16 protein-coding genes, 1 tRNA gene, 2 rRNA genes and 1 pseudogene (1 of these 20 running past the window's edge) are annotated in these 20,606 nt (G+C 58.1%); 11 read left to right on the top strand and 9 right to left on the bottom strand.

Going from position 1 to position 20,606, the window contains the following annotated elements; genetic code table 11:
• From IEI95_RS03195 to IEI95_RS29255, 4 genes are all read left to right on the top strand, one after another.
• A 23S ribosomal RNA gene (locus IEI95_RS03195) occupies nt 1-2,158 on the top strand (it extends 754 nt beyond the left edge of the window).
• 339 nt (nt 2,159-2,497) lie between these two features.
• Nucleotides 2,498-2,612 (top strand): 5S ribosomal RNA (rrf, locus tag IEI95_RS03190).
• Nucleotides 2,613-2,731: 119 nt separating this feature from the next.
• Nucleotides 2,732-2,808: transfer RNA gene (locus IEI95_RS03185), tRNA-Met, on the top strand.
• 61 nt (nt 2,809-2,869) lie between these two features.
• Nucleotides 2,870-3,301, top strand: coding sequence for a hypothetical protein (locus tag IEI95_RS29255; protein ID WP_234934158.1), 432 nt, complete (start codon nt 2,870-2,872; stop codon nt 3,299-3,301).
• A gap of 111 nt (nt 3,302-3,412) precedes the next feature.
• Here IEI95_RS29255 and IEI95_RS29250 read toward each other — a convergent pair.
• Together IEI95_RS29250 and IEI95_RS03175 are read right to left on the bottom strand one after the other, a co-directional pair.
• A pseudogene (locus IEI95_RS29250) lies at nt 3,413-4,492 on the bottom strand (recombinase family protein); the annotation flags it as partial.
• Between the two features lie 12 nt (nt 4,493-4,504).
• Nucleotides 4,505-4,699, bottom strand: coding sequence for a hypothetical protein (locus tag IEI95_RS03175; protein WP_168306884.1), 195 nt, complete (start codon nt 4,697-4,699; stop codon nt 4,505-4,507).
• Nucleotides 4,700-5,297: 598 nt separating this feature from the next.
• Here IEI95_RS03175 and IEI95_RS03170 point away from each other — a divergent pair.
• The 3 genes from IEI95_RS03170 (at nt 5,298) to IEI95_RS03160 (ending at nt 8,511) form a co-directional block, all read left to right on the top strand.
• Nucleotides 5,298-7,523: a ParB/RepB/Spo0J family partition protein gene (locus tag IEI95_RS03170; protein WP_194415897.1), complete on the top strand. Its 2,226-nt coding sequence runs from the start codon at nt 5,298-5,300 to the stop codon at nt 7,521-7,523.
• A gap of 145 nt (nt 7,524-7,668) precedes the next feature.
• Nucleotides 7,669-8,085: a hypothetical protein gene (locus IEI95_RS03165; protein WP_194415895.1), complete on the top strand. Its 417-nt coding sequence runs from the start codon at nt 7,669-7,671 to the stop codon at nt 8,083-8,085.
• Between the two features lie 129 nt (nt 8,086-8,214).
• A complete protein-coding gene (locus tag IEI95_RS03160) occupies nt 8,215-8,511 on the top strand; it encodes a hypothetical protein (protein WP_194415893.1) in 297 nt (98 codons plus the stop codon).
• Nucleotides 8,512-9,471: 960 nt separating this feature from the next.
• On the opposite strand, the gene IEI95_RS03155 is transcribed toward IEI95_RS03160, so the two are convergent.
• Nucleotides 9,472-10,500, bottom strand: coding sequence for an IS110 family RNA-guided transposase (locus IEI95_RS03155; RefSeq protein WP_060718548.1), 1,029 nt, complete (start codon nt 10,498-10,500; stop codon nt 9,472-9,474).
• Nucleotides 10,501-10,702: 202 nt separating this feature from the next.
• Between IEI95_RS03155 and IEI95_RS03150 the strand changes: the two genes are divergently transcribed.
• The gene (locus tag IEI95_RS03150; protein ID WP_060718461.1) at nt 10,703-11,014 is read left to right on the top strand and encodes a DUF736 domain-containing protein; all 312 of its coding nucleotides are present in this window, start codon (nt 10,703-10,705) and stop codon (nt 11,012-11,014) included.
• 139 nt (nt 11,015-11,153) lie between these two features.
• Here the strand turns inward: IEI95_RS03150 and IEI95_RS03145 are convergent, their stop codons facing one another.
• The 5 genes from IEI95_RS03145 to IEI95_RS03125 form a co-directional block, all read right to left on the bottom strand.
• Nucleotides 11,154-11,732, bottom strand: coding sequence for an aspartate racemase/maleate isomerase family protein (locus tag IEI95_RS03145; RefSeq protein ID WP_194415891.1), 579 nt, complete (start codon nt 11,730-11,732; stop codon nt 11,154-11,156).
• 198 nt (nt 11,733-11,930) lie between these two features.
• Entirely contained in the window at nt 11,931-13,046 is a 1,116-nt protein-coding gene (locus IEI95_RS03140; protein ID WP_194415889.1) for an ABC transporter ATP-binding protein, read from the bottom strand.
• Nucleotides 13,047-13,113: 67 nt separating this feature from the next.
• Entirely contained in the window at nt 13,114-14,184 is a 1,071-nt protein-coding gene (locus IEI95_RS03135) for an extracellular solute-binding protein (RefSeq protein ID WP_194415887.1), read from the bottom strand.
• Between the two features lie 50 nt (nt 14,185-14,234).
• A complete protein-coding gene (locus IEI95_RS03130; RefSeq protein WP_194415885.1) occupies nt 14,235-15,029 on the bottom strand; it encodes an ABC transporter permease in 795 nt (264 codons plus the stop codon).
• Nucleotides 15,026-16,003, bottom strand: a complete 978-nt coding sequence (locus IEI95_RS03125) for an ABC transporter permease (RefSeq protein ID WP_194415883.1) — start codon at nt 16,001-16,003, stop codon at nt 15,026-15,028. The genes IEI95_RS03130 and IEI95_RS03125 overlap by 4 nt, the downstream gene beginning before the upstream one ends.
• A 141-nt stretch (nt 16,004-16,144) precedes the next feature.
• Between IEI95_RS03125 and IEI95_RS03120 the strand changes: the two genes are divergently transcribed.
• Nucleotides 16,145-17,071: a LysR family transcriptional regulator gene (locus tag IEI95_RS03120; protein WP_194415881.1), complete on the top strand. Its 927-nt coding sequence runs from the start codon at nt 16,145-16,147 to the stop codon at nt 17,069-17,071.
• A 159-nt stretch (nt 17,072-17,230) separates the two neighbouring features.
• Nucleotides 17,231-18,442 (top strand): sensor domain-containing diguanylate cyclase, encoded by a 1,212-nt coding sequence (locus IEI95_RS03115; protein WP_194415879.1) that lies wholly within the window; start codon nt 17,231-17,233, stop codon nt 18,440-18,442.
• 71 nt (nt 18,443-18,513) lie between these two features.
• Here IEI95_RS03115 and IEI95_RS03110 read toward each other — a convergent pair whose 3' ends face one another.
• Complete coding sequence (locus IEI95_RS03110) at nt 18,514-18,735, bottom strand: GFA family protein (protein ID WP_194416250.1); 222 nt, start codon at nt 18,733-18,735, stop codon at nt 18,514-18,516.
• 491 nt (nt 18,736-19,226) lie between these two features.
• Here IEI95_RS03110 and IEI95_RS03105 point away from each other — a divergent pair, with 491 nt between their 5' ends.
• Nucleotides 19,227-20,423: a DUF932 domain-containing protein gene (locus tag IEI95_RS03105; protein ID WP_194415871.1), complete on the top strand. Its 1,197-nt coding sequence runs from the start codon at nt 19,227-19,229 to the stop codon at nt 20,421-20,423.
• The last annotated feature ends 183 nt before the right edge of the window (nt 20,424-20,606 follow it).

Genomic DNA, 20,606 nt, shown 5'->3' with positions numbered 1-20,606 from the left:
TTAAGCCGGTAGGTGTAGGCGCAGCGAAAGCGAGTGTTAATAGCGCGATTGAGTTAGTTGCATTAGACCCGAAACCGAGTGATCTAGCCATGAGCAGGTTGAAGGTTGGGTAACACCAACTGGAGGACCGAACCCGCATCTGTTGCAATAGATTGGGATGACTTGTGGTTAGGGGTGAAAGGCCAATCAAACTCGGAAATAGCTGGTTCTCCGCGAAAACTATTTAGGTAGTGCGTCGATCGAATACCTCAGGGGGTAGAGCACTGGATGGGCTATGGGGACTCACCGTCTTACTGATCCTAACCAAACTCCGAATACCTGAGAGTACTAATCGGCAGACACACGGCGGGTGCTAACGTCCGTCGTGAAGAGGGCAACAACCCTGACCTCCAGCTAAGGTCCCCAAGTCATGGCTAAGTGGGAAAGGATGTGAGGATCCCAAAACAACCAGGATGTTGGCTTAGAAGCAGCCATCATTTAAAGAAAGCGTAACAGCTCACTGGTCTAAATAAGGGTCTTTGCGCCGAAAATGTAACGGGGCTAAAGCCATGCACCGAAGCTGAGGATGTGCAGTAATGCACGTGGTAGCGGAGCGTTCCGTAAGCCTGTGAAGGGACAGTCGTGAGACATCCTGGAGGTATCGGAAGTGCGAATGTTGACATGAGTAACGATAAAGGGGGTGAGAGACCCCCTCGCCGAAAGACCAAGGGTTCCTGCTTAAAGTTAATCTGAGCAGGGTTAGCCGGCCCCTAAGGCGAGGCAGAAATGCGTAGTCGATGGGAACCACGTTAATATTCGTGGGCCTGGTGGTAGTGACGGATCACACAAATTGTACAGTCTTACTGGATTGATTGTGCAGTGGAGTGGTTCCAGGAAATAGCTCCACCGTATAGACCGTACCCGAAACCGACACAGGTGGTCAGGTAGAGTATACCAAGGCGCTTGAGAGAACTATGTTGAAGGAACTCGGCAAATTGCACGCGTAACTTCGGAAGAAGCGTGACCCCTTTTTACGCAAGTGGAGAGGGGTGGCACAGACCAGGGGGTAGCGACTGTTTATCAAAAACACAGGGCTCTGCGAAGTCGCAAGACGACGTATAGGGTCTGACGCCTGCCCGGTGCTGGAAGGTTAAAAGGAGAGGTGCAAGCTTTGAATTGAAGCCCCAGTAAACGGCGGCCGTAACTATAACGGTCCTAAGGTAGCGAAATTCCTTGTCGGGTAAGTTCCGACCTGCACGAATGGCGTAACGACTTCCCCGCTGTCTCCAACATAGACTCAGTGAAATTGAATTCCCCGTGAAGATGCGGGGTTCCTGCGGTCAGACGGAAAGACCCCGTGCACCTTTACTATAGCTTTACACTGGCATTCGTGTCGGCATGTGTAGGATAGGTGGTAGGCTTTGAAGCTTGGACGCCAGTTCGAGTGGAGCCATCCTTGAAATACCACCCTTATCGTCATGGATGTCTAACCGCGGTCCGTTATCCGGATCCGGGACAGTGTATGGTGGGTAGTTTGACTGGGGCGGTCGCCTCCGAAAGAGTAACGGAGGCGCGCGATGGTGGGCTCAGACCGGTCGGAAATCGGTCGTCGAGTGCAATGGCATAAGCCCGCCTGACTGCGAGACTGACAAGTCGAGCAGAGACGAAAGTCGGTCATAGTGATCCGGTGGTCCCGCGTGGAAGGGCCATCGCTCAACGGATAAAAGGTACGCCGGGGATAACAGGCTGATGACCCCCAAGAGTCCATATCGACGGGGTTGTTTGGCACCTCGATGTCGGCTCATCGCATCCTGGGGCTGGAGCAGGTCCCAAGGGTTTGGCTGTTCGCCAATTAAAGCGGTACGTGAGCTGGGTTCAGAACGTCGTGAGACAGTTCGGTCCCTATCTGCCGTGGGTGTAGGAATATTGACAGGATCTGTCCCTAGTACGAGAGGACCGGGATGGACATATCTCTGGTGGACCTGTTGTCGTGCCAACGGCATAGCAGGGTAGCTATATATGGAATGGATAACCGCTGAAGGCATCTAAGCGGGAAACCAACCTGAAAACGAGTATTCCCTATCAGAGCCGTGGAAGACGACCACGTTGATAGGACGGGTGTGGAAGCAGGGTAACCTGCGAAGCTTACCGTTACTAATAGCTCGATTGGCTTAATCGTTCTCATTGACCATGCTCATCAAAGCCTTCGGCTTTGATGATGCCATCTGTTTTGTCCTGACGCTGTCGGCTCTTTGAGCCTTCGCTGCGGACGGCCCGCACCATCAGGTGCGACGGCCCTTGGCCTTGCGAGCGGAGCTCGTCACGGCCACGGAAACAAAAAAGACGTGTTCACACAATAAGAAAACGGGCAACGCCCACCAGCTTCTCAATTATGCAAAGCATCAATACGGTTCCGTATCAACGCTTTGGCACCCTTCTGAGCGCAAGCGAAGAAGATGGGTTTGCCAAAGAAAAGGGAACAATGTTGATGCAAAGCATCAACATTGCCCTTAGCTGACCTGGTGGTCATGGCGGGGCGGCCGCACCCGTTCCCATTCCGAACACGGCCGTGAAACGCCCCTGCGCCAATGGTACTTCGTCTTAAGACGCGGGAGAGTAGGTCGCTGCCAGGTCTGCTAAGCGCAATGTTCATACTCAAATCAATCATCTTCTCTCACAAACATCGGCCCCGCCGAAAACATAAAGGGTCGCTCAAGCGACCCTTATTCCGTTAACGCATAACAATATATAACGCGGGGTGGAGCAGCCCGGTAGCTCGTCAGGCTCATAACCTGAAGGCCGCAGGTTCAAATCCTGCCCCCGCAACCAACCATTCCTGCGATCCCAACAAAGCCCCTTCGTGGGGTTTTTTGCGTTTCTGGATACCGGATTGATCAGCACGGCCCATGAGATCTTCCAGAATTGCCCGCTCGTTGAGAAACTCCGGCTTCCTCTTGCCAGATGCAAACGTCAGGATCGCGGCCAGATCGCCCCGCAGCACGATCACCAATTCCGCGCCGTCGGGCACGAGATCGATACGGCTGACCAGCGTGCGGAGTTTGTCGGCCGCCAGTGCTCGCGTTTCTTCATTGCCAAGCTGGTGGTGAAGTGCACCGATTTCCTCATGATAATATTTTGCCAGATTGGGATGCAGCAGGGGAGGTGGCTCCTCCGCATCGTCGAGGAAGCCGACCAGCTCTTTCTTGCGCGCTTCGAGCGCCACCATCTTCGCGTTGATCCTGTCGGCAGCACCACCCTTCAGAATAAGGTCGAGGAGAGTGTCAAGTTCGCGATCGATCCGTTTGATCTCGGCGGCCGTTGAATCAAGTGAGGCGCGAGCCTCCATCCGCGCCTTGTTCACTTCACGCGTGAACTCATCGCAAAACTCCTTGTAGAGCTCCGGTTCCATCAGGTGCTTGTCGAGTCCGTTCAGAACTGATTGTTCGAGCGTGTCGCGGCGGATGTTCATCCGGTTGGCGCAAGTCCCCTTGGTCCGGGCGTTGGTGCAGCCGAGCATGTCCTTCGAAATCATCGAATAACCGCCACCGCAGCAGCCACATTTGACGAGCCCGGTGAACAGGTGTTTTGGCCGGCGGCGTTCGTTCAGGATACGGTTGTCGCCAGGCAGGGTGCCGGGTTCCAGCGCCAGCTGCTCCTGCCGCGTCTTCACCGCATCCCAGAGGTTCTGATCGACGATACGCAGATCCGGCACGTCATTAACGACCCAATCGGTTTCCGGATTGGGGCGGGATACGCGTTTGCCTGTATCTGGGTCCTTCAAGTATCGCAGGCGGTTCCAGACCAGTTTCCCGACATAAAGCTCATTGTTGAGAATGCCGGTCCCACGCTTCGGATTGCCATGAATGGTGGATGGTCCCCATTCGCTGCCTTGCGGACCTGGCACACCTTCGCCGTTCAGCACCATGGCAATCGTGCGCGAGGACTTGCCAGCCAGATATTCCGTAAAAATCCGCCGGACGATATTGGCTTCCGGCTCGTTGATGGTGCGCTCGCCGCGGTTCGTTTCGCCTGATGGTTCGACGTGCCGCACGACGTCGTAGCCGTAGCAGAGGCCGCCGCCCGATTTGCCTTCTTCCACCCGGCCGCGCAGGCCACGGCGTGTCTTGTCGGCAAGGTCTTTCAGGTAGAGCGCGCCCATCGTGCCCTTGAGACCGATATGGAGTTCGCTGACTTCTCCTTCGGAAAGCGTAAAGATGCTGACGCCGGCAAAGCGCATGCGCTTGTAGAGCCCGGCAATATCTTCCTGATCGCGCGAAAGGCGGTCGAGCGATTCCGTCAGGATGACGTCGAAGCGTCGCTTTAACCCATCCGCGATCAGTTCCTGAATACCCGGCCGGATCAGAGAGGCACCGGAAATGGCGCGATCGGTATAACTGTCCACGATTGTCCAGCCTTCACGCTCGGCACGCGTGCGGCAAATGCGAAGTTGGTCCTCGATGGAGGCATCACGCTGGTTGTCGGAGGAATAGCGAGCGTAAAGCGCAGCCTTCATGAGATGGCCTCCCTATTTGAGGAGGCGTTCGCGGGTGGCGCGCTCCTGTTCGGCTTCGACGAATTTACGGGCAGCCTGTCGCGCAAGCAAGCGGACAAGTTCCCGGAGGCGGGGATCGGGCTTTGACGGGTCGTAGACCGGCATGTCGTCGGCGGGTGCGAGCACGACCCGCACGCTGTTTGCCGCTGTCCCTTTCCGCTTTGCCACAAGACCATCCTCGACCTTGAGCGGACCATTCCGCTCCGGGCAAAGACTGGGCCGGCGGCCGGCGGATTTGAATGCGAAATCGCGGGCATGACAGCGACCTCCATCGTAGAGTACCGTCCCTTCACGTTCCGGCTCGCAGTCAATCGTAGACCATGCGGCGGAAACAGAGGGCATTGGCGTAAGAATACTTGAATTTTGCGGCGGGCGAATCCCCCTGCGCGTAGAATTATTTTGCGTTCTTCGTTTCCATGACCACCCGCGTCATTGCGTGATCGTAGATCTAGCACTCGCCAATGGACATAAGGAGAGCTGCGCTCGCTTTTCCCTGATCGGCTGCGGACGATGCCTTGCCGATCGTGGGGGACGCCAAGGGGTCTTACCCCTTTCTCCCCTGCAAACGCCACCTGCGCATGGCAGTACCGCCCGCTCGCAGGCCGGAGCATAGGTTTGCACTGTCCAACAGATCTGATCCGTCCCGCTCACCGCGCAGCCCGGCCATGCTCGCTGGCATTTGCCCCCTCCATCCCCGCGCGCTCACGCGCCCCCGGGAGGCATGTCGGGGACATGCCTCCGGCATTAACGGGAAAGGATTGGAACAATGGCAAGGACACAGAAGAAGGCCGTCACCGTTGCGACGGCGGTAGAGGCGACAGCAGCGACTGCGGATATCCGCAGCGTCGGGGACGCCGTGGCAGAGGTGGTTGCTTTGCTGCCAGCAACGAAAGCCATAAGCGGCGCAGAACTCTTCATTCCCCTCGACAAGCTCAAGAAGTCGCCGCGCAATGCGAGGAAGACCCCGCACAGCGAGGCACATATCGAGGCGCTTGCGGCCAGCATCGCCGCAAAGGGCATGCTGCAGAACCTCGTGGTCGAACCGGAGGCGGACGATGTAGGCGAACCGACCGGCTTCTATCTGGTGACGGTTGGCGAAGGCCGCAGGCTGGCGCATCTTTTGCGCGTCAAGCGCAAGCAGATCGGGAAGACTGAACACGTTCGGTGCGTTCTCGATACCGCAAACGATCCTCAGGAAATCAGCCTTGACGAAAACGTCACCCGCGAGGCGATGCACCCGGCAGACCAGTTCGAGGCGTTTCGTGAGCTTGCCGAACATCGCGGTTGGGGAGCCGAGGAAATCGCTGCCCGCTTCGGTGTAACGGCGCATGTGGTGAAGCAGCGGATGCGCCTTGGCGCAGTCAACCCGAAGCTGATGCAGGTCTATCGCGATGGCGATCTGACGCTGGACCAGCTGATGGCCTTTGCCGTCACCGACGACCATGCGCGGCAGGAACAGGTTTATGCCGGGCTTGGCTATAACCGTGAACCGTGGACGATCCGCCGCGACCTGACACGGACACATGTGCAGGCGAACGACCGCAAGGCAATATTTGTCGGTCCGGAGGCCTATACGGAAGCGGGCGGCACCATCATCCGCGATTTGTTTACCGAGGATCGCGGCGGATACTATGACGATCCCGCACTTCTGGACCAGCTTGTCATCGCCAAGCTGGAAGGGATCGCCGCAGACCTCAGAGAAGCCGAAGGCTGGAAATGGGTGGAAGCCTTCATCGATTTCCCGCACGCCCATGGTATGCGGCGTATCTACCCGCAGACGGTGGAGCTTTCCGAGGCAGACGAAGCCGCCTATGCAGCCGCGAAGCACGAGTTCGATGATCTGACGGCGGAATGGGAGAACACGGACGACGACTTGCCTCCCGATGTGGACGAACGTTTTGCCGAGCTTGAAGCCGAGATCGAGCGGATCGACGCGATGCGCGAAGGACATGATCCCGAAGACATCAGCCGGGGCGGCGTCTTCGTGACGCTGAACCATGACGGAACGGCCCGCATCGAGCGCGGCTTTATCCGCACAGAGGACGAAAAGCCGGAACCTGAACAGGACGACGCCGGAGGCGTTATCGATGGTGTCCGCGTCAATGCGGACGGGGAATTCATCGAAGACGATGAGCGTGACGGGGAGAGCAACCACATATCCGGCCTCGTGCCGCAGGAAGAAGAGGAGGGCGATGCGGGTCAGCCGCTCACCGATCTTCTTACCCGCGACCTTACGGCGCACCGGACGCTTGGACTTCGCCTCGCACTTGGTGAGCAGCCGGATATCGCCCTGATTGCTGTCACACACGCCCTTGCCGCACAGATGTTCTATCGTAGCGTAGATGCCAACGCCCTCGAAATCCGCCCCAACAGTTCGCAGCTTGGCGGGCATGCGGACGGTATCGAGGACACGGCGGCGGCGAAGATGCTGGCGGATCGTCATGGCGGATGGGCGGCAGATATGCCGCAGGACGTGGGCGAACTCTGGGACTTCATCGTGGGGCTGGATCACGTGAGCATCATGGCGTTGTTCGCCCATTGCGCATCGCTGACCGTTAATGCCCTCAAGCTGCCCTGGGAACAACGGCCCCGTGCGCAGCGGACTGCCGATAAGCTGGCGACGGCGCTTGTGCTGGATATGAACCAGCAGTGGACGCCAACCGTGCGCACCTACTTCGGGCGCGTCACCAAGGCGCATATTCTCGCAGCCGTGCGGGAAGCCGTGGGCGACGAGGCAGCGGATCGCATCGCGGCCATGAAAAAGCAGCCTATGGCGGAAGCCGCAGAGCAGGTGCTGGCCGGGACCGGATGGTTGCCGCCACTGCTGCGCACCGAGCGGCCCGCATCGCAGGCAGAAGCGGGTGAAGTTGCAGAAACCCGGGAAGCTGTCGAACTTGACCCGGAAACACCGGCAACAGACACGGCAGACCACGGCGTTGAAGAAAACTGCGTCGAGGTGGATGGCACAACCTTCCACATTGCCGCCGAGTGAACCGCCATGGCCGGAGCCGCGCAAGCGGTTCCGGCCTGTTCCCGACCGTCCCCGAGGAAAATTCCGGCCGCGCCGAACTGGCGCGGCCGGAGACCTCGACCGGATCAACGGATTGACCATGTAGAGAAATCTAGGGAGTCCAGAGATGGTGCCACTGACAATGTTGTCCGTTGTACTGATCGGCGCAATGTGTGCGCTGGCCTATACGCTGGCGACCTACGCGCTGCCGTTCCTGTTCGCCGTCACCATGACGCGCCTTGCCTTCGCGACTGGCGCCGGTTTTGTCGGCGCAGGTATCGTCGGGCTGTTCGCAGGTGTGGCGGCTTACGGCCTTCTGGCCTACCTCTTTGCCACGCTGCACTCACCGGGCCTACGCCTTGCGATAGCTCTGATATTCGCGATCCCTGCCGCCACCGCAGGCTATGCTCTCGTGCATTGCATAACCCACGAAGCCATTCCCTCTGAAATCTGGCGACAAATCTTCTGTGTCGTTGGCGGCATATTCGTCGGCCTGTCCGCTCTTTCGAAGCTGGCCAATCCGTCACGGCCCCATGAACGTTGAAAGCTACCAGCACATGGAACGACAGCGGCCCTGTAGAATCCTACAGTTTTAGAGCCGGAATTCGTCGGTTATGTTGGTGTCGTCGTTCATGAAATCCGGGAAACCGGGCTTGGTATGTTGGAGGAAATCGTGTCTCAGGAGCCGTCTTTTACTTTTTACACCTATTCAGCAGCCACAGAGCCAGAGGAACAACGGTGGGCCTACACAGGCATTCCGGATAACTTTTTTGGCGACGTTCATTCAGCGCGAGCAGCCGTCATGGAGCTTCGAAATGATATCATCGAAGATCCGGACGGAGAGTGGCCGCGCATGCATATCGAGAAGATCGAGACGCTCCCCGTGTCGAAAGACACGCTGCTCGCATTCCTCAATGATGGCGTTGGTGCGTTTATCAAACGCTACGAGATCGTGGAGACCATCGAGTAACGGCAATTTCTACCTTTCTCGGAAGGTGGTGATGTATGCCGAGAGGGTGAGTATCGCGTCCCCATCGGCCGCGCTCTACTCGCTGCCTGTGGCAACTCGCAAAGCCCCTTGCGGGTCTTTGCCTTCGGTAACGATCGCTGACGCAAGGGATGGCGGCGGTGGGTATCTCGCGAGGAAGCCAGCCACGTTCACGAAACCAGACCGTGGCCTGTTGAGTGATGGTCCGGCGTTGGACGAGGCTGCATCAATTCTCGGCAACCACCTCGACCATGCCTGCGTCGCGATGATCCGAGTGAAAGGCCCGACAGTCCAGCTTGACCGAGAGACAGGCGATGGCCCTGCTGTGACAGAACCATGCACCCACGCGCGGCGAACTCGTTTCTCTGGGCAAATGCGAAGGCGAAAGTCACGTCCGTTTTTGTTTTCCCGAATGGCAAGCGGGTAGTTTCACCGACTTGGCGTTGAGGTAATCGTCAAGTTCGCATGGGAGCCAGCAAAGCCGTTGTCGGTGCTCAAGGGAAAGTGCTGATCAACAGACGCCATCAATGATTTCCTTTTCCCGACTGAACAAATCAAGCCCACCGCGAACTCGATTGATCTGGTCTGACCGAAGACCGGCAACGCGAGCGCAGCCTCTATCTTGATCCCGCAACGTCCGCCGTCAGCTTTTTTCCGCCGCCTACGGCTTTACATCGCGAAGCATATGTGGACACCCCCTCGGTCAAGCCTTTCTTCTGATCTTTTTGAACCCGGCTGGCTGCTCGCATATGTCCGGCCTCTCTGATGATCGGCCGAACGGCCGCGGGCCTTGATGAAATCCGCGGATCATGGTCCCAATCAAAAAAGCGCATTCTGCAGATGCAGTCTCGCGAACGGGTTGTCCTGATCCCCGGCGGAACCGGTATTCATCACGATCGTCTGGCAGGCCCTCCGAACTCGGTGACGCTGGTGCGTCGGTTTCTATGCGATGGCGTTTGTGTATACCGTCTGCCGAGTCATCACGGCCCATGCGATCCGCGCCATCTTGTTCGCCAGCGCCACGGTCGTCAGGCGCGGGGGCTTCGTTAACAACAATTTCCTGACCCACTCGATGAGCGGCCCGTGCATCTTATGCCTGACATGCCTGAGGACGGCTGTCGCGCCGACGATCAGCAGCGTTCGCAGATATCGGTTCCCGGCCTTCGTGATCCTGCCGAGGCGCTCTTTTCCTCCAGACGAATTCGATCGTGGCGTCAGCCCGAGCCATGCGGCAAATTCTCGCCCCGACCTGAAGACTGACGCATCAGGCACCGTCGCCGCCAGTGCTGTGGCAGTGATGACGCCGACGCCCGGGATCGTCGCAAGCCTGCGGCCTGCTTCGCTCGTTCGTTGCCATTCGCGTATCTTGGCTTCAAGTGTCCTGACCTCGGCGGTCAGGGAGTCGATTTGCCTGGCCAAGGATACGACAATGTCAGTCACGAGCGGCGGAACGTCCAGCTCTGTCGGCTCGTGTGCGAGCACCCGCTCGACGAGCTCTGCCGTTCTTTCGATCCCGACCGGCGCCACGATGCCGATCTCGGTGAGATGGCCTCGTAAGGCGTTCACCAGCATGGTCCTCTGCCGGATGAGGAGAGCACGCGACTTGTGCACCATCAGGATCGACTGCTGCGACGCGGTTTTGATTGGAACGAACCGCATGGTCGGCCGGGTCACAGCCTCGCAGATCGCCTCGGCATCCACCATGTCGTTCTTCCCCCGCTTCACGTACGGCTTCACATAAGCCGGCGCCATCAGCTTGACCTCATGGCCCATGCCTGTCAGTTCGCGAGCCCAGTGATGCGCGGAGCCGCACGCCTCCATGCCGATCAGACTCGGCTCCAGCTTGGCAAAGAATGCAAGAAGGTGTGTGCGCCGGAGTTTCTGAGCGATCACGACACGACTGCTGTCATCAATGCCGTGAACCTGGAAGACATTCTTTGCAAGGTCGATTCCGATTGTCAGCCTGGACATCCCGTTTCCTTTCCAACGTTTGATTGGTCCCTGCCGATATTCTCGGCGGTAGTGGTGGGGGTGTCCACATCATCAAAAAAGCTGTCGTCGGCCGCCCTCCATTGCATTCCGGCCCTTTGGGTGCGGGCCGATCGTCCCCGGTCCAACGACCATCATCGAGATCGCGATGGGCGCGACCCGATCAGCAAAAGGAAATCACGTGATGGCTACGATTGGCACTTTTTCCCGCACCGACAACGGCTTCACAGGCTCGGTCAAGACCCTCACCCTCAACGTCAAGTCAGTGAAATTCGTCCCCGCCGAGGGCGAGAACGAAAACGGACCTGACTTCCGCGTCTTTGCGGCGGCCACGGAATTCGGAGCCGCATGGAAGAAGCAGTCCGACAAGGGTAACCCCTACCTCTCGGTCAAGCTGGACGATCCGAGCTTCCCCGCTCCAATCTATGCGAGCCTGGTCGAAGTGGAAGGCGAGGATCTAGCGCTCATCTGGTCCCGCCGCCGCGCCACCAACTGAACAGGCCATACCGGCCTGGCCCCGCGAAAGCGGGGCTTCGCCATGCTTGGCGCACCGCCGCCATTAGAAATTACGGAGATCTGCGATCGCTGTGATGGCGCACATTGTTCTGGTTGCGAAAGGCCGTATTTTGCCGAAATCACGATTTCGAACCATTATCCAGGTGGGCATTGCCATACAATTTCTGGCCAAATGCTTTTAACTTGTGCAATCCGTTAACATGGCTGGAAGCACTTGTGACATACGAGATTGCATCCTGGGTTCCCAGCGTCGTTGAATCCAGAACCTGGATCCCGAGGGTTTTTGATAGGTCTACTGCGAGGCGCCCGCCTGAGAGGTTTGTGCTCCAGATCAGCACGGCATCAAGCGGGTCTCCAGCCAGTTCCTTCACAAGTCCTTTCAGCGTCTCGTTCGAAACCATCGATGCTTCAAAGTTATCTTTGATGCCGAGATTGCGGCCAGCGACGATGTCGATGCCTTCGTCGCCAAATGTCTGCACCAGACGTTTGCCTTCATGTCTATCACCTTGAGCAATCAATCCTATTCTTTGAAGGCGATGCTTCTTGAGAAAGCTGGAGGTCGCCAGGGCCGTCGTGGTGGCAGTGATTCCAGTCTGTTCCTCAATCATCCGACACAACTGTCGATCAGGCTCAAAGCCCAGCAAGGCGCCACGCGTTGCATTCCAGAGGATGACTTCAGGTCTGGCCTGGGCGAGCATGTCAGCTGCTTGCCGAAAATGGGCGAGTGTGTAGCCGTCCGGGGGATGGCCTTCGTAGGGCACGCGGGAAAAGCAGGCATCGAGACCCGGATAGTCGGCAAGAATGGTCTTCGTGACCCGCTCGACGACACGGTTCGATGACGGCAGGATGACACCGATTGCGGGAGCAGGCCGGGAATGAGGCATTATCATCGACGATCACTGCTCCCGGACAATCAGCGTACGTTCTGGCGACCAGCTCGCGGTCCAGACCTCACCCGACTGAGGTGGGGTGGCTCCGAGGCTGTCGATCGGCAGCGAGCAGACGAATTCCGAGCCCTGTATGTCCAGCCAGATGGAAAGCGCCTGTCCTTTGAAGACAGTTCTGATGATCTGACCACTGACGGCATTGACTGCGCGGTCGGATGTTGCGCCAGATGAGAGGCGAACGCTTTCCGGACGCACAGCCAATACGGCTTTTTGACCGACACCGAGTTCGCTTGGCACAAGGCTTTCGAACACTTGTCCTGTCACGCTTCGCAATGTGGTCTTGTCTTCCTGCCTGTCCAGAATGGTTGCGGACATGAAATTCGACGTGCCGATGAAATCGGCGACAAAATGCGATGTCGGACGCTCGTATATCTCGCGGGCCGGGGCGACCTGCTCAATGCGGCCGCCACGCATGACAGCTATCTGGTCTGCAAGGACCAGCGCCTCCTCCTGGTCGTGGGTGACGAGGATGGTAGTCAGCCCCAGCTCGTTGCAGAGCTGCCGCAACTCGATCTGCATCGCCTCGCGGAGCTTCTTGTCAAGCGCGCCGAACGGTTCGTCGAGAAGCAGGACCTTGGGCCGGTAGACGATGGCGCGGGCAAGCGCGACACGCTGCTGCTGGCCACCCGAAAGGGCCGCCGGCATCCGGTCCTCGAAGCCGGTCAGATGCGTAAGGGCCAGAGCCTGCCTGGCTCTCTGTTTCATCTCGGCCTTTGCGATGCCCCGCATTGTCAGGCCGAAGGCGACGTTTTCCAGCACGGTCATGTGCGGGAAAAGCGCATAGTTCTGGAACAGCATGCCGAGATTGCGCCGATGGACCGGAAGGTCGGTGATCGGTTTTCCGTCGATGGCGATGTCGCCGGATGTCGGCTGGACGAGGCCGGCGATCATCCGCAGCGTTGTGGTCTTGCCGCAGCCCGAAGGACCGAGAAGTGCAAGGATCTCGCCGCTGCGGGCTTCCAGATTGACGTCGCTGACGACCTGGTTTGCGCCATAGCTGCGGCTGATGCCGCTGAGCTTGACGCTGCCACCGCCATTTTTCGAGGTCATTACAGGATTGTCCATCGGCTTTCTCCATCGACTTGTGCTGTTGGCGGGCGGCCCTTGAGGCCGACCGCACTGTCTGTGGTGGTCAGACGGCGAAGATGCCGTTCATCTTTTCGGTCCAGGCCGAGCGTTTGGCGTTGATGAATTCCCAGTCAGGCGTAAACAGGCCGCGCTTGTCCATTTCGGCGAGCGGGTAGGCGATGTATTTCAGGGTTTCGGGTGAGAACTCGATTCCGCTGACCGGCGGCGCGGTCAGGGCAAATTCGCTGAATGCCTTCTGGGTTTTCTGCTCCAGCATGCGGTTCATGAAGGCGACCGCGACATCCCTGTTCGGCGCGCCCTTGACGAGCACTTGGCAATTGTTACCGGCAAAGCTACCTTCCTTCGGGAAGCTCATGGTCACCGGAGCGCCCTTCGCTGTATAGGGATAGATGTATTTCGACAGCTCCAGCAGGCCGATATCCGCCTGACCCTGTGCCACTTCGTTGGCGGCCTGCGGGCCGTTATCGAACAGGTTCATGATATTCGGCTTCAGCTCGGCCACCTTGTCGAAGCTGTCGTCGATCAGATATTGCGCCTCGGCGAAAGGCTTGCCCGATTTTACCGCTGCTGCGACGATCAGGAAGAAGACCGACGGGGTGTTCTTCGGGCTGACCAGCTTCAGTTTGCCAGCATACTCCGGCTTCCAAAGATCGGCATAGCTTGTCGGCGGGGTCACAGAGGAATTGTGGAACATGCTGCCGACCGAGATGGCTAAGGCGCTTGCCCAGCCGTCGAAACCGAAGCGTGGGTAGAGGTTGGCGAGAGCTGGCATATCGCCCTTCGGCATTTGCTCGATCAGGCCTTCTGACTTGCAGATCGGGATCGCCACGTCGTCGATGAACATGACCGAGAACTTCGGATTGTCCTTGGTGGCACGCATCTTGCCGACATTGGCAAGGGTGAAGCCTTCTTCGGCAGTGACCTTGCAGTCGAAATCTTTCTCGAAGACCGGGATGATCTCTTTCTTGACGAACTCGCCCTGCGAGCCGCCCCAGATACCGATCTGGATCTCCTTGCCCGCGGCCCAGCCGTTGCGGACGAAGCCCATGGGGGCTGCAAGCGCGGTTGCGCCGAGTGCAAGCTTTCCGAATGTTCGTCTCGAAATATTGGTCATGTTATTTCCCCTTTTATGGTTGAGCGAATGCAGTCAATTTCTTGGGCGGATCAACTAGCCAGGCGGGCAAGGCTGATCCCGAAGACCTTCTCGATGACGAGCACGAGAAGAAGGGCGAAGAAGATCATCAGCGATGCTATGGCGGCGATCGACGGATCGAAGGACCGCTCGATGATGGTGTAGAGGTAAAGCGGGATCGGGAAATGGTTGCCGTCGGCAAGCCACATCGAGATCGGGTAATCGTCGAACGAGACGATGAAGCAGAAGATGCCGCCGGCGAGGATGCCGGGCCGAACCTGCGGCCAGATCACTTTGGTGGCAACGAGATGCGGTGCGGCACCCAGAACGGAGGCGGCATCCTCAAGGTTTCGATTGACCAGCACGAAACTCGCCGACACCGAGCGGATGACATAGGGCAGGCAGATCACCGTATGGCCTATGACAAGCTGCAGCATGGTGGCTCGCGACGCCATCATCGAGAACAGTTGCAGTAGCGCGACCCCGGTGACGATCAGCGGCACAATGAGCGGTGACAGGATGACGCCGAGCACCATATCTTGCCTCGGCACCTTGAAACGGGTGAGGCCGACTGCGCAGGGAATTCCGAGGATCAGCGATACGATCGTGACTATTGCGGCCAGTTCCAGAGAGAACAGGAAGCTGCCCTGGGCTTCCGGATTGGTCAGCACCGCCGCATACCATTTGAGGGTAAAGCCTTGCGGTGGGAAGACGATGTAGGCTGTGTCGGAAATCGACATCAGCAGCGGCACGATCAGGGGGGCAACGACTATCAGCAGAATGATGCCGACTACAATCTTGAGGAACGGACTGACGGTCTCGGTCATTGTGTAGCCTCCGTCCAGCGGGCGAAGCGCCGATTGACGATTTTGAGGAAGACGAGGTTGGCGCCCAGCACCATGGCGATCAGCAGCGTTGATATCGCCGCGCCGAACGGCCAGTCGTTGAGCGTCAGGATCTGCTGTTCGATCAGCGTGCCGAGCAGAGGCGAGAAATTGCCGCCGAGAACCTGCGGCGTGACGTAAGCGGCCGAGCTTAGCGAGAAGACCAGCGATGCGCCGACGGCAAGGCCCGGAAGGCTGAGCGGCAGGATCACCCGCAGGAAGACGCGCAGCCGGGTGGCGCCGGCAACGCGGGCAGCTTCCTCGACTGTCCGGTCGATCCGCGCGATCGCCGAGGCGAGCGGCATTACCATGAAAGGCAGGTAGACGTGCACGCAGGCGATCAGCACTGCCCATTCGGTATAGAGGAGAACCGGCGGATTGCTGATGCCTACCAGTTTCAATAACCAGGCCAGCGCGCCGGTCTTGTTGAGGATTGTCTGCCAGCCGTATGAGCGGACCACGACATTGACCAGAAGCGGGGCGAGGATGGTGATGGTGACCAGTCTTGCAAGCGACGGCCCACCGCGGGCGATGGCAATGGCGAGAGGGTAGGCGAAGACCGCGGCGCAAATACTGGTCAGCAATGCGACGCGGATGGTGCGCAGCAGGATCCGAAAATACAGATCCGAAGAAAACAGCCGGGTGTAGTTCGCGAGGGTAAACCCCTGCACCATGACGCCGTCGACGCTGTGCGCCGAAAGGCTGGAAAAGATCATCGCGAGCACCGGCCAGAGAAACCAGACAGCGAGAAACAGAAGCGCCGGCGCGACCAGGAGGATACCGGTGTGGCGGGTCGATGAAAACGCGGACCAAAGCCTTTCGGTGAGCCTGGAGAGTATACCCGCATCATGCCGGTCGGTCGTCTCATCAACTTGCGCAGCGGTGTCAAACGGTATCGTTTTTTCCACTGTCTGCATCTGGGTTCCTCGTCGGACGGTTGCTCAAAGTGCAGTGCGCTTTGTTCGATGTTCCGACAATCGGCGAATTTTCCGTTGCCGTCTATCGCAGAATAGGCAATCATCCATTCGAATAATTCGAATGGATGGGAGAGTGAAGCTATGCGTGGATCGCTGGTGCCTGCGTCCTTACGTTATGCGGACCAAGTCGCCCGTTCGGGATCGATCCAGAAGGCGGCCAAGGAATTGAATGTTGCCGCATCCGCGATCGACCGGCAGATCCTGTTGCTGGAGGCGGATCTGGGTGTTGAGCTGTTTGAACGTATGCCGCGCGGCATGCGCCTGACAGCCGCTGGTGACGCCTTGGTGGCACTGGCCCGGCGCTGGAAAAGTGACGAGCGAAAGACCGCCGCCGATATCCGGCAGTTACAGGGTATCCACCAGGGGCATGTGCGGCTGGTGGCGATGGACAGTCATGCCAACGGCTTTCTGCCGCTCTTCATCGAGAAGCTCGCGGTAGAGCACCCACGGATTTCTCTCGAAGTCGAGATTGCCAGCCCAGATGATGCGCTCTCGGCCCTGATGGCTGGCGATGCCGACATCATCGCCGTGTTCAATCTCTCCCCCCGGCGCGATGTCCACGTTCTTTGGAGCGCTGACCTTCCCTTCGGCTGTGTCGTCGCCCCCGGGCACGAACTAGCGAAAGGAAAAACCACGAGCCTGCAGGAAGCGGTGCACCATCCGATCGCTTTGCAGAGCAAGGCACTCTTCATCCGCCGCTATCTCGACGCCCGTTATGGTTGGCTGTTCACGGACCCGCAGAAGGCGGTCGTGACCAATTCATTGCAACTCGTCAAACAGCTGGCGCGCAGCGGCCGCTACATCGCTTTTACGTCTGAGCTCGACGCTGCTCCGGAGATCATGGACGGGTCACTCCTCTTTCTGCCGGTTCGCGACAAGGGTGCAGAGCCCCAAACGGTGGGTCTGGCGATCGACGCGCGAAAGCCGCTCTCTCGCATCGGCAGAATTGTCGCCGATATGCTGAAAGACGAAATCGAATTGTGCCTTGGAAGAGTTCGCCTTCTGTAGCTGCTCGGCCTGATCCTCGAGAACACATTCGGGTATCGGACCTCTTGCTAGGTTCCGAGCTTGGCGACGTTTACCAATGATCAACCACTATTAACAATCCCTTGCCGGATCCCAGCTAGGACAGATGACTGAAAACCCCATGCCCTCTACAGTAAGGGCATGGACAGCCTCGATCACATTCTAAAGCTGGATTTTATCACTCTGTTCGTTGTGATCGGATTATTGTCGCTTGCTTTGACGGCGATTTGGGGCGCTATCGCTTGGCAACATCGCGGGTTTGATGCTGCCCGGATTTGGTTTTGCGGATGTCTGGCGCAAGCAGCAGGCGGCATCTGTCTCCTCTTCCAGCAAGGTCCTCAGGCGCCGATTGTTGCGGCGATCGCCAATGGGTTCGTCATCTTCGGCTTCTGGCTGTTCTGGGCGGGTGTTCGGCGCTTTCACGGCAAGACGACTGGCTTGGCTGTGCCGATCGGCATCAGCGCACTATGTGCGGGGCTGACTATCGCCCTCTATTCGAGCCACGAGTTGATCGCGCTTCTCTATGCGCTCGGTCAGTCGGCCCCAATGGTAGCGATCCTCATGTTTCTCCTTGGCCTGAAGCGCCGATCTGTCGGAGCCTGGATCTCCAATGTCGGCTTGACCATCGCAATTTTGAGCCATGCCATCGTCGTGGCGATGAACGTGACAATTCTGTCCAGTTCCGGCCCAGTGCCGGACTGGTCGGCAGCCGCTGCGCTCACCATGCTAGGCGTGATGTTCAGCGGTCTTCTATTGAATTTCGGACTGGCGGTGATGACGATCGACCGTCTGCGCGGCGAATTGACAGAACTCGCCAACACGGATCCGCTAACGGGAGTCCTAAACCGACGCGGCTTCGAGGTCTGGCTTGCTTCAGGCGTTCAGGAAGCCACAAGCGTCCATGGGATTCTGCTGTTCGACCTCAATGACTTCAAGCAGATCAATGATCGCTTTGGTCATAAAGCTGGCGATGACATCCTGGTTCACTTTACCCGCATCGTGGCAACTTTGATTGGAGACCGAGATATGCTGGTACGATCAGGCGGCGACGAGTTTATTGTTCTTGTACCGGGTGCAGATGATCATGACTGCGCGAAACTTGCTGCCACGATCAACACGACACTCGCCGCCAGCCCGCTGCTTGCGAACGGTCGTCAGGTGCATGTTTCTGCCAGCATCGGCACCGCCTTGTGGCGGCATGACCATGTAATGTCGGTAGATGAGGCCTTTGCACAGGCGGATGCGGCGATGTATGCGGTTAAGGCAAATCGAACCAGACAAACCTGGACTGATGAAGCAGAGCCGCGTTCCAAATACGGATCTTCGCTCGGCTTGGCGGCGCAAAATTCCTGAGTTCTGAATGAAAAGGGATAAAATTAGGTCGATCGATAATTAATATCGATTGATACCCATGGATGTCGTTCTTAATCGCAAACAGCCTGGGTAGGTTCTAAGTCGCGCTTGTCGTCGAAACAACCGAACGCGGTCGCTGTCAAACCTGATCTCTTATATGTCGTGGCCGATCCGGTTTCCGCAGTTGCTTCTGACGCAAAGAAGACCGCCACCCCAAAGCTGGATCCTGTCCGGCGCTGACAAGCACTACAATGGCACACAGAGATTTTTTTCGGTTGCCCACGGGTTACAATAGAAAGTGCCTCACCTCATGACGCAGTTCGCTTCACTTGGGTCCTCCCTCTTCGGGTTGCCAATGAAGAACTTCGTAAACTGGCTGCCTCCAATTTTCGCAGACTTGGCCGCAAAACTCTAGATTTTGCAAGCGAGTTTCGCGAGGGAAATCTCTTCGGATTTCAGATGTGGTCGATTAATCACGAATCTTATCAGAACGCGACTGATTATACTTATCGGCTGTGGCTGAAGGCTTTTCGATTGCGGGGGAGCCAAGGGAAACTTTTCCCCTTGCTCCCCGCAAATGCCGCCTGCGCATGTCAGGCCCGCTGGTTTCCAGAACGGCCAGGCAGCCACTCTTCCGATTCTGTTCACTCCGTTCCGCTCACGCTGGCAGGCCGGCCATGCTCGCCGGCATTTGCCCCCTCCATCCCCGCGCGCTCACGCGCCCCCGGAAAGCATGTCGAGGACATGCCTTCGGCATTTACGGGAAAGAAAAGGAGCAAGGACAATGAATTTCATCGCCAGCAGCCAGAGCGGCCATCAGGTCAACAAGGGTTTCCACGTGGATGTGAGCCGTGGGGAGCATAACGGTAGGGTTTCATCGGAATGGTTTTCGCGCCCTGACGACGAGCGGTTTTTGTCGCTCACAGAACTTTACGACGCGGTGAAGGGGCGGGCAGATCGCGCTACCGCCCGCACCGTGGAAACCCGAGCCGTGCGCGTTGAGGCCAGCCGTGACAATGCCGATCGGTTGGCGCTTATCGTCCCCGGACAGGATGAACCCATTGCGCCGACGCATTGGAGTTTTGGTCAGGTTTGCAGCCTTGTCGGCGCGCCGGCAACTTATATGCGTCAGCTTCCCGCGCCTCTGGCGGGTATCAATTTACAGCATGGTTTGCTTTCGCACCGGGCCGAACTTGTGAAAACCTATGAGGCAGATGAAGGCCGCACCGAACTGCGGGCGGTGACGGGACCGGACTACGGCAGGATTTTTGACCATGAACTTATCGCAGCCGTCATGAAGATCGCGGGCAACGGCGTGGGCGATACCATGTGGAAGGTGCCGGGCGTTTTGGATTGGGCGACGATGACGCATAACCCTTTCGTCAATATCACCAAGGACACCACGACGCTTTACGCCAGTGACCGTGATGTTTTCGTTTTCCTCGTGGACGATACGCACCCCATCGAAGCCGGACGCCTGCCGAACGGAGAGCCGGACCTTTATTTCCGGGGTTTCTATTGCTGGAATAGTGAAGTCGGCAGCAAGACGCTCGGCATCGCGTCTTTCTATCTTCGGGCAGTTTGCATGAACCGTAATCTTTGGGGCGTAGAAAATTTCGAGGAAATCACCATCCGGCACAGCAAGTTCGCCGCGCAGCGTTTCGCCCACGAGGCAGCCCCTGCGTTGTCGAGCTTCGCCAATTCCTCACCCGCCCCGTTCGTGGCTGGGATCAAGGCGGCGCGGGAGAGGATCGTCGCCCGTACGGACGAGGACCGCGAAAGCTTTCTGCGCAGGCGTGGCTTCTCCAAGGCCGAAACTGGCAAGATCATCGAAACCGTATTGCAGGAGGAAGGCCGTCCGCCTGAAAGCATCTTTGATTTTGTGCAAGGCATGACTGCCCATGCCCGCACGAAAGCGCATCAGGATAGCCGTCTCGAACTGGAGGCAAAGGCGAAGGTCTTACTTGAACGGGCCGGATAAATGAGGCCGGGCGCGGCGGAAGCAATTCCACCGCGCCCGATACCCTCGGTCCGCCGCCGGATCATCCGATTTTACGATCCTCTGTTGAACGGTAAAGCGACATCGGTGGTTATGGTCGCGCGTTTAACGCAGGGTCGGCCGCTCGCCGGGCGCCGCCCGGCTCGCAAGGTCACGCACGCAGCG

Origin of the sequence: Agrobacterium vitis (assembly GCF_014926405.1) — a bacterium.
GTDB lineage: Bacteria > Pseudomonadota > Alphaproteobacteria > Rhizobiales > Rhizobiaceae > Allorhizobium > Allorhizobium vitis_H.
This window is presented reverse-complemented; position numbering and strand designations above follow the sequence as displayed.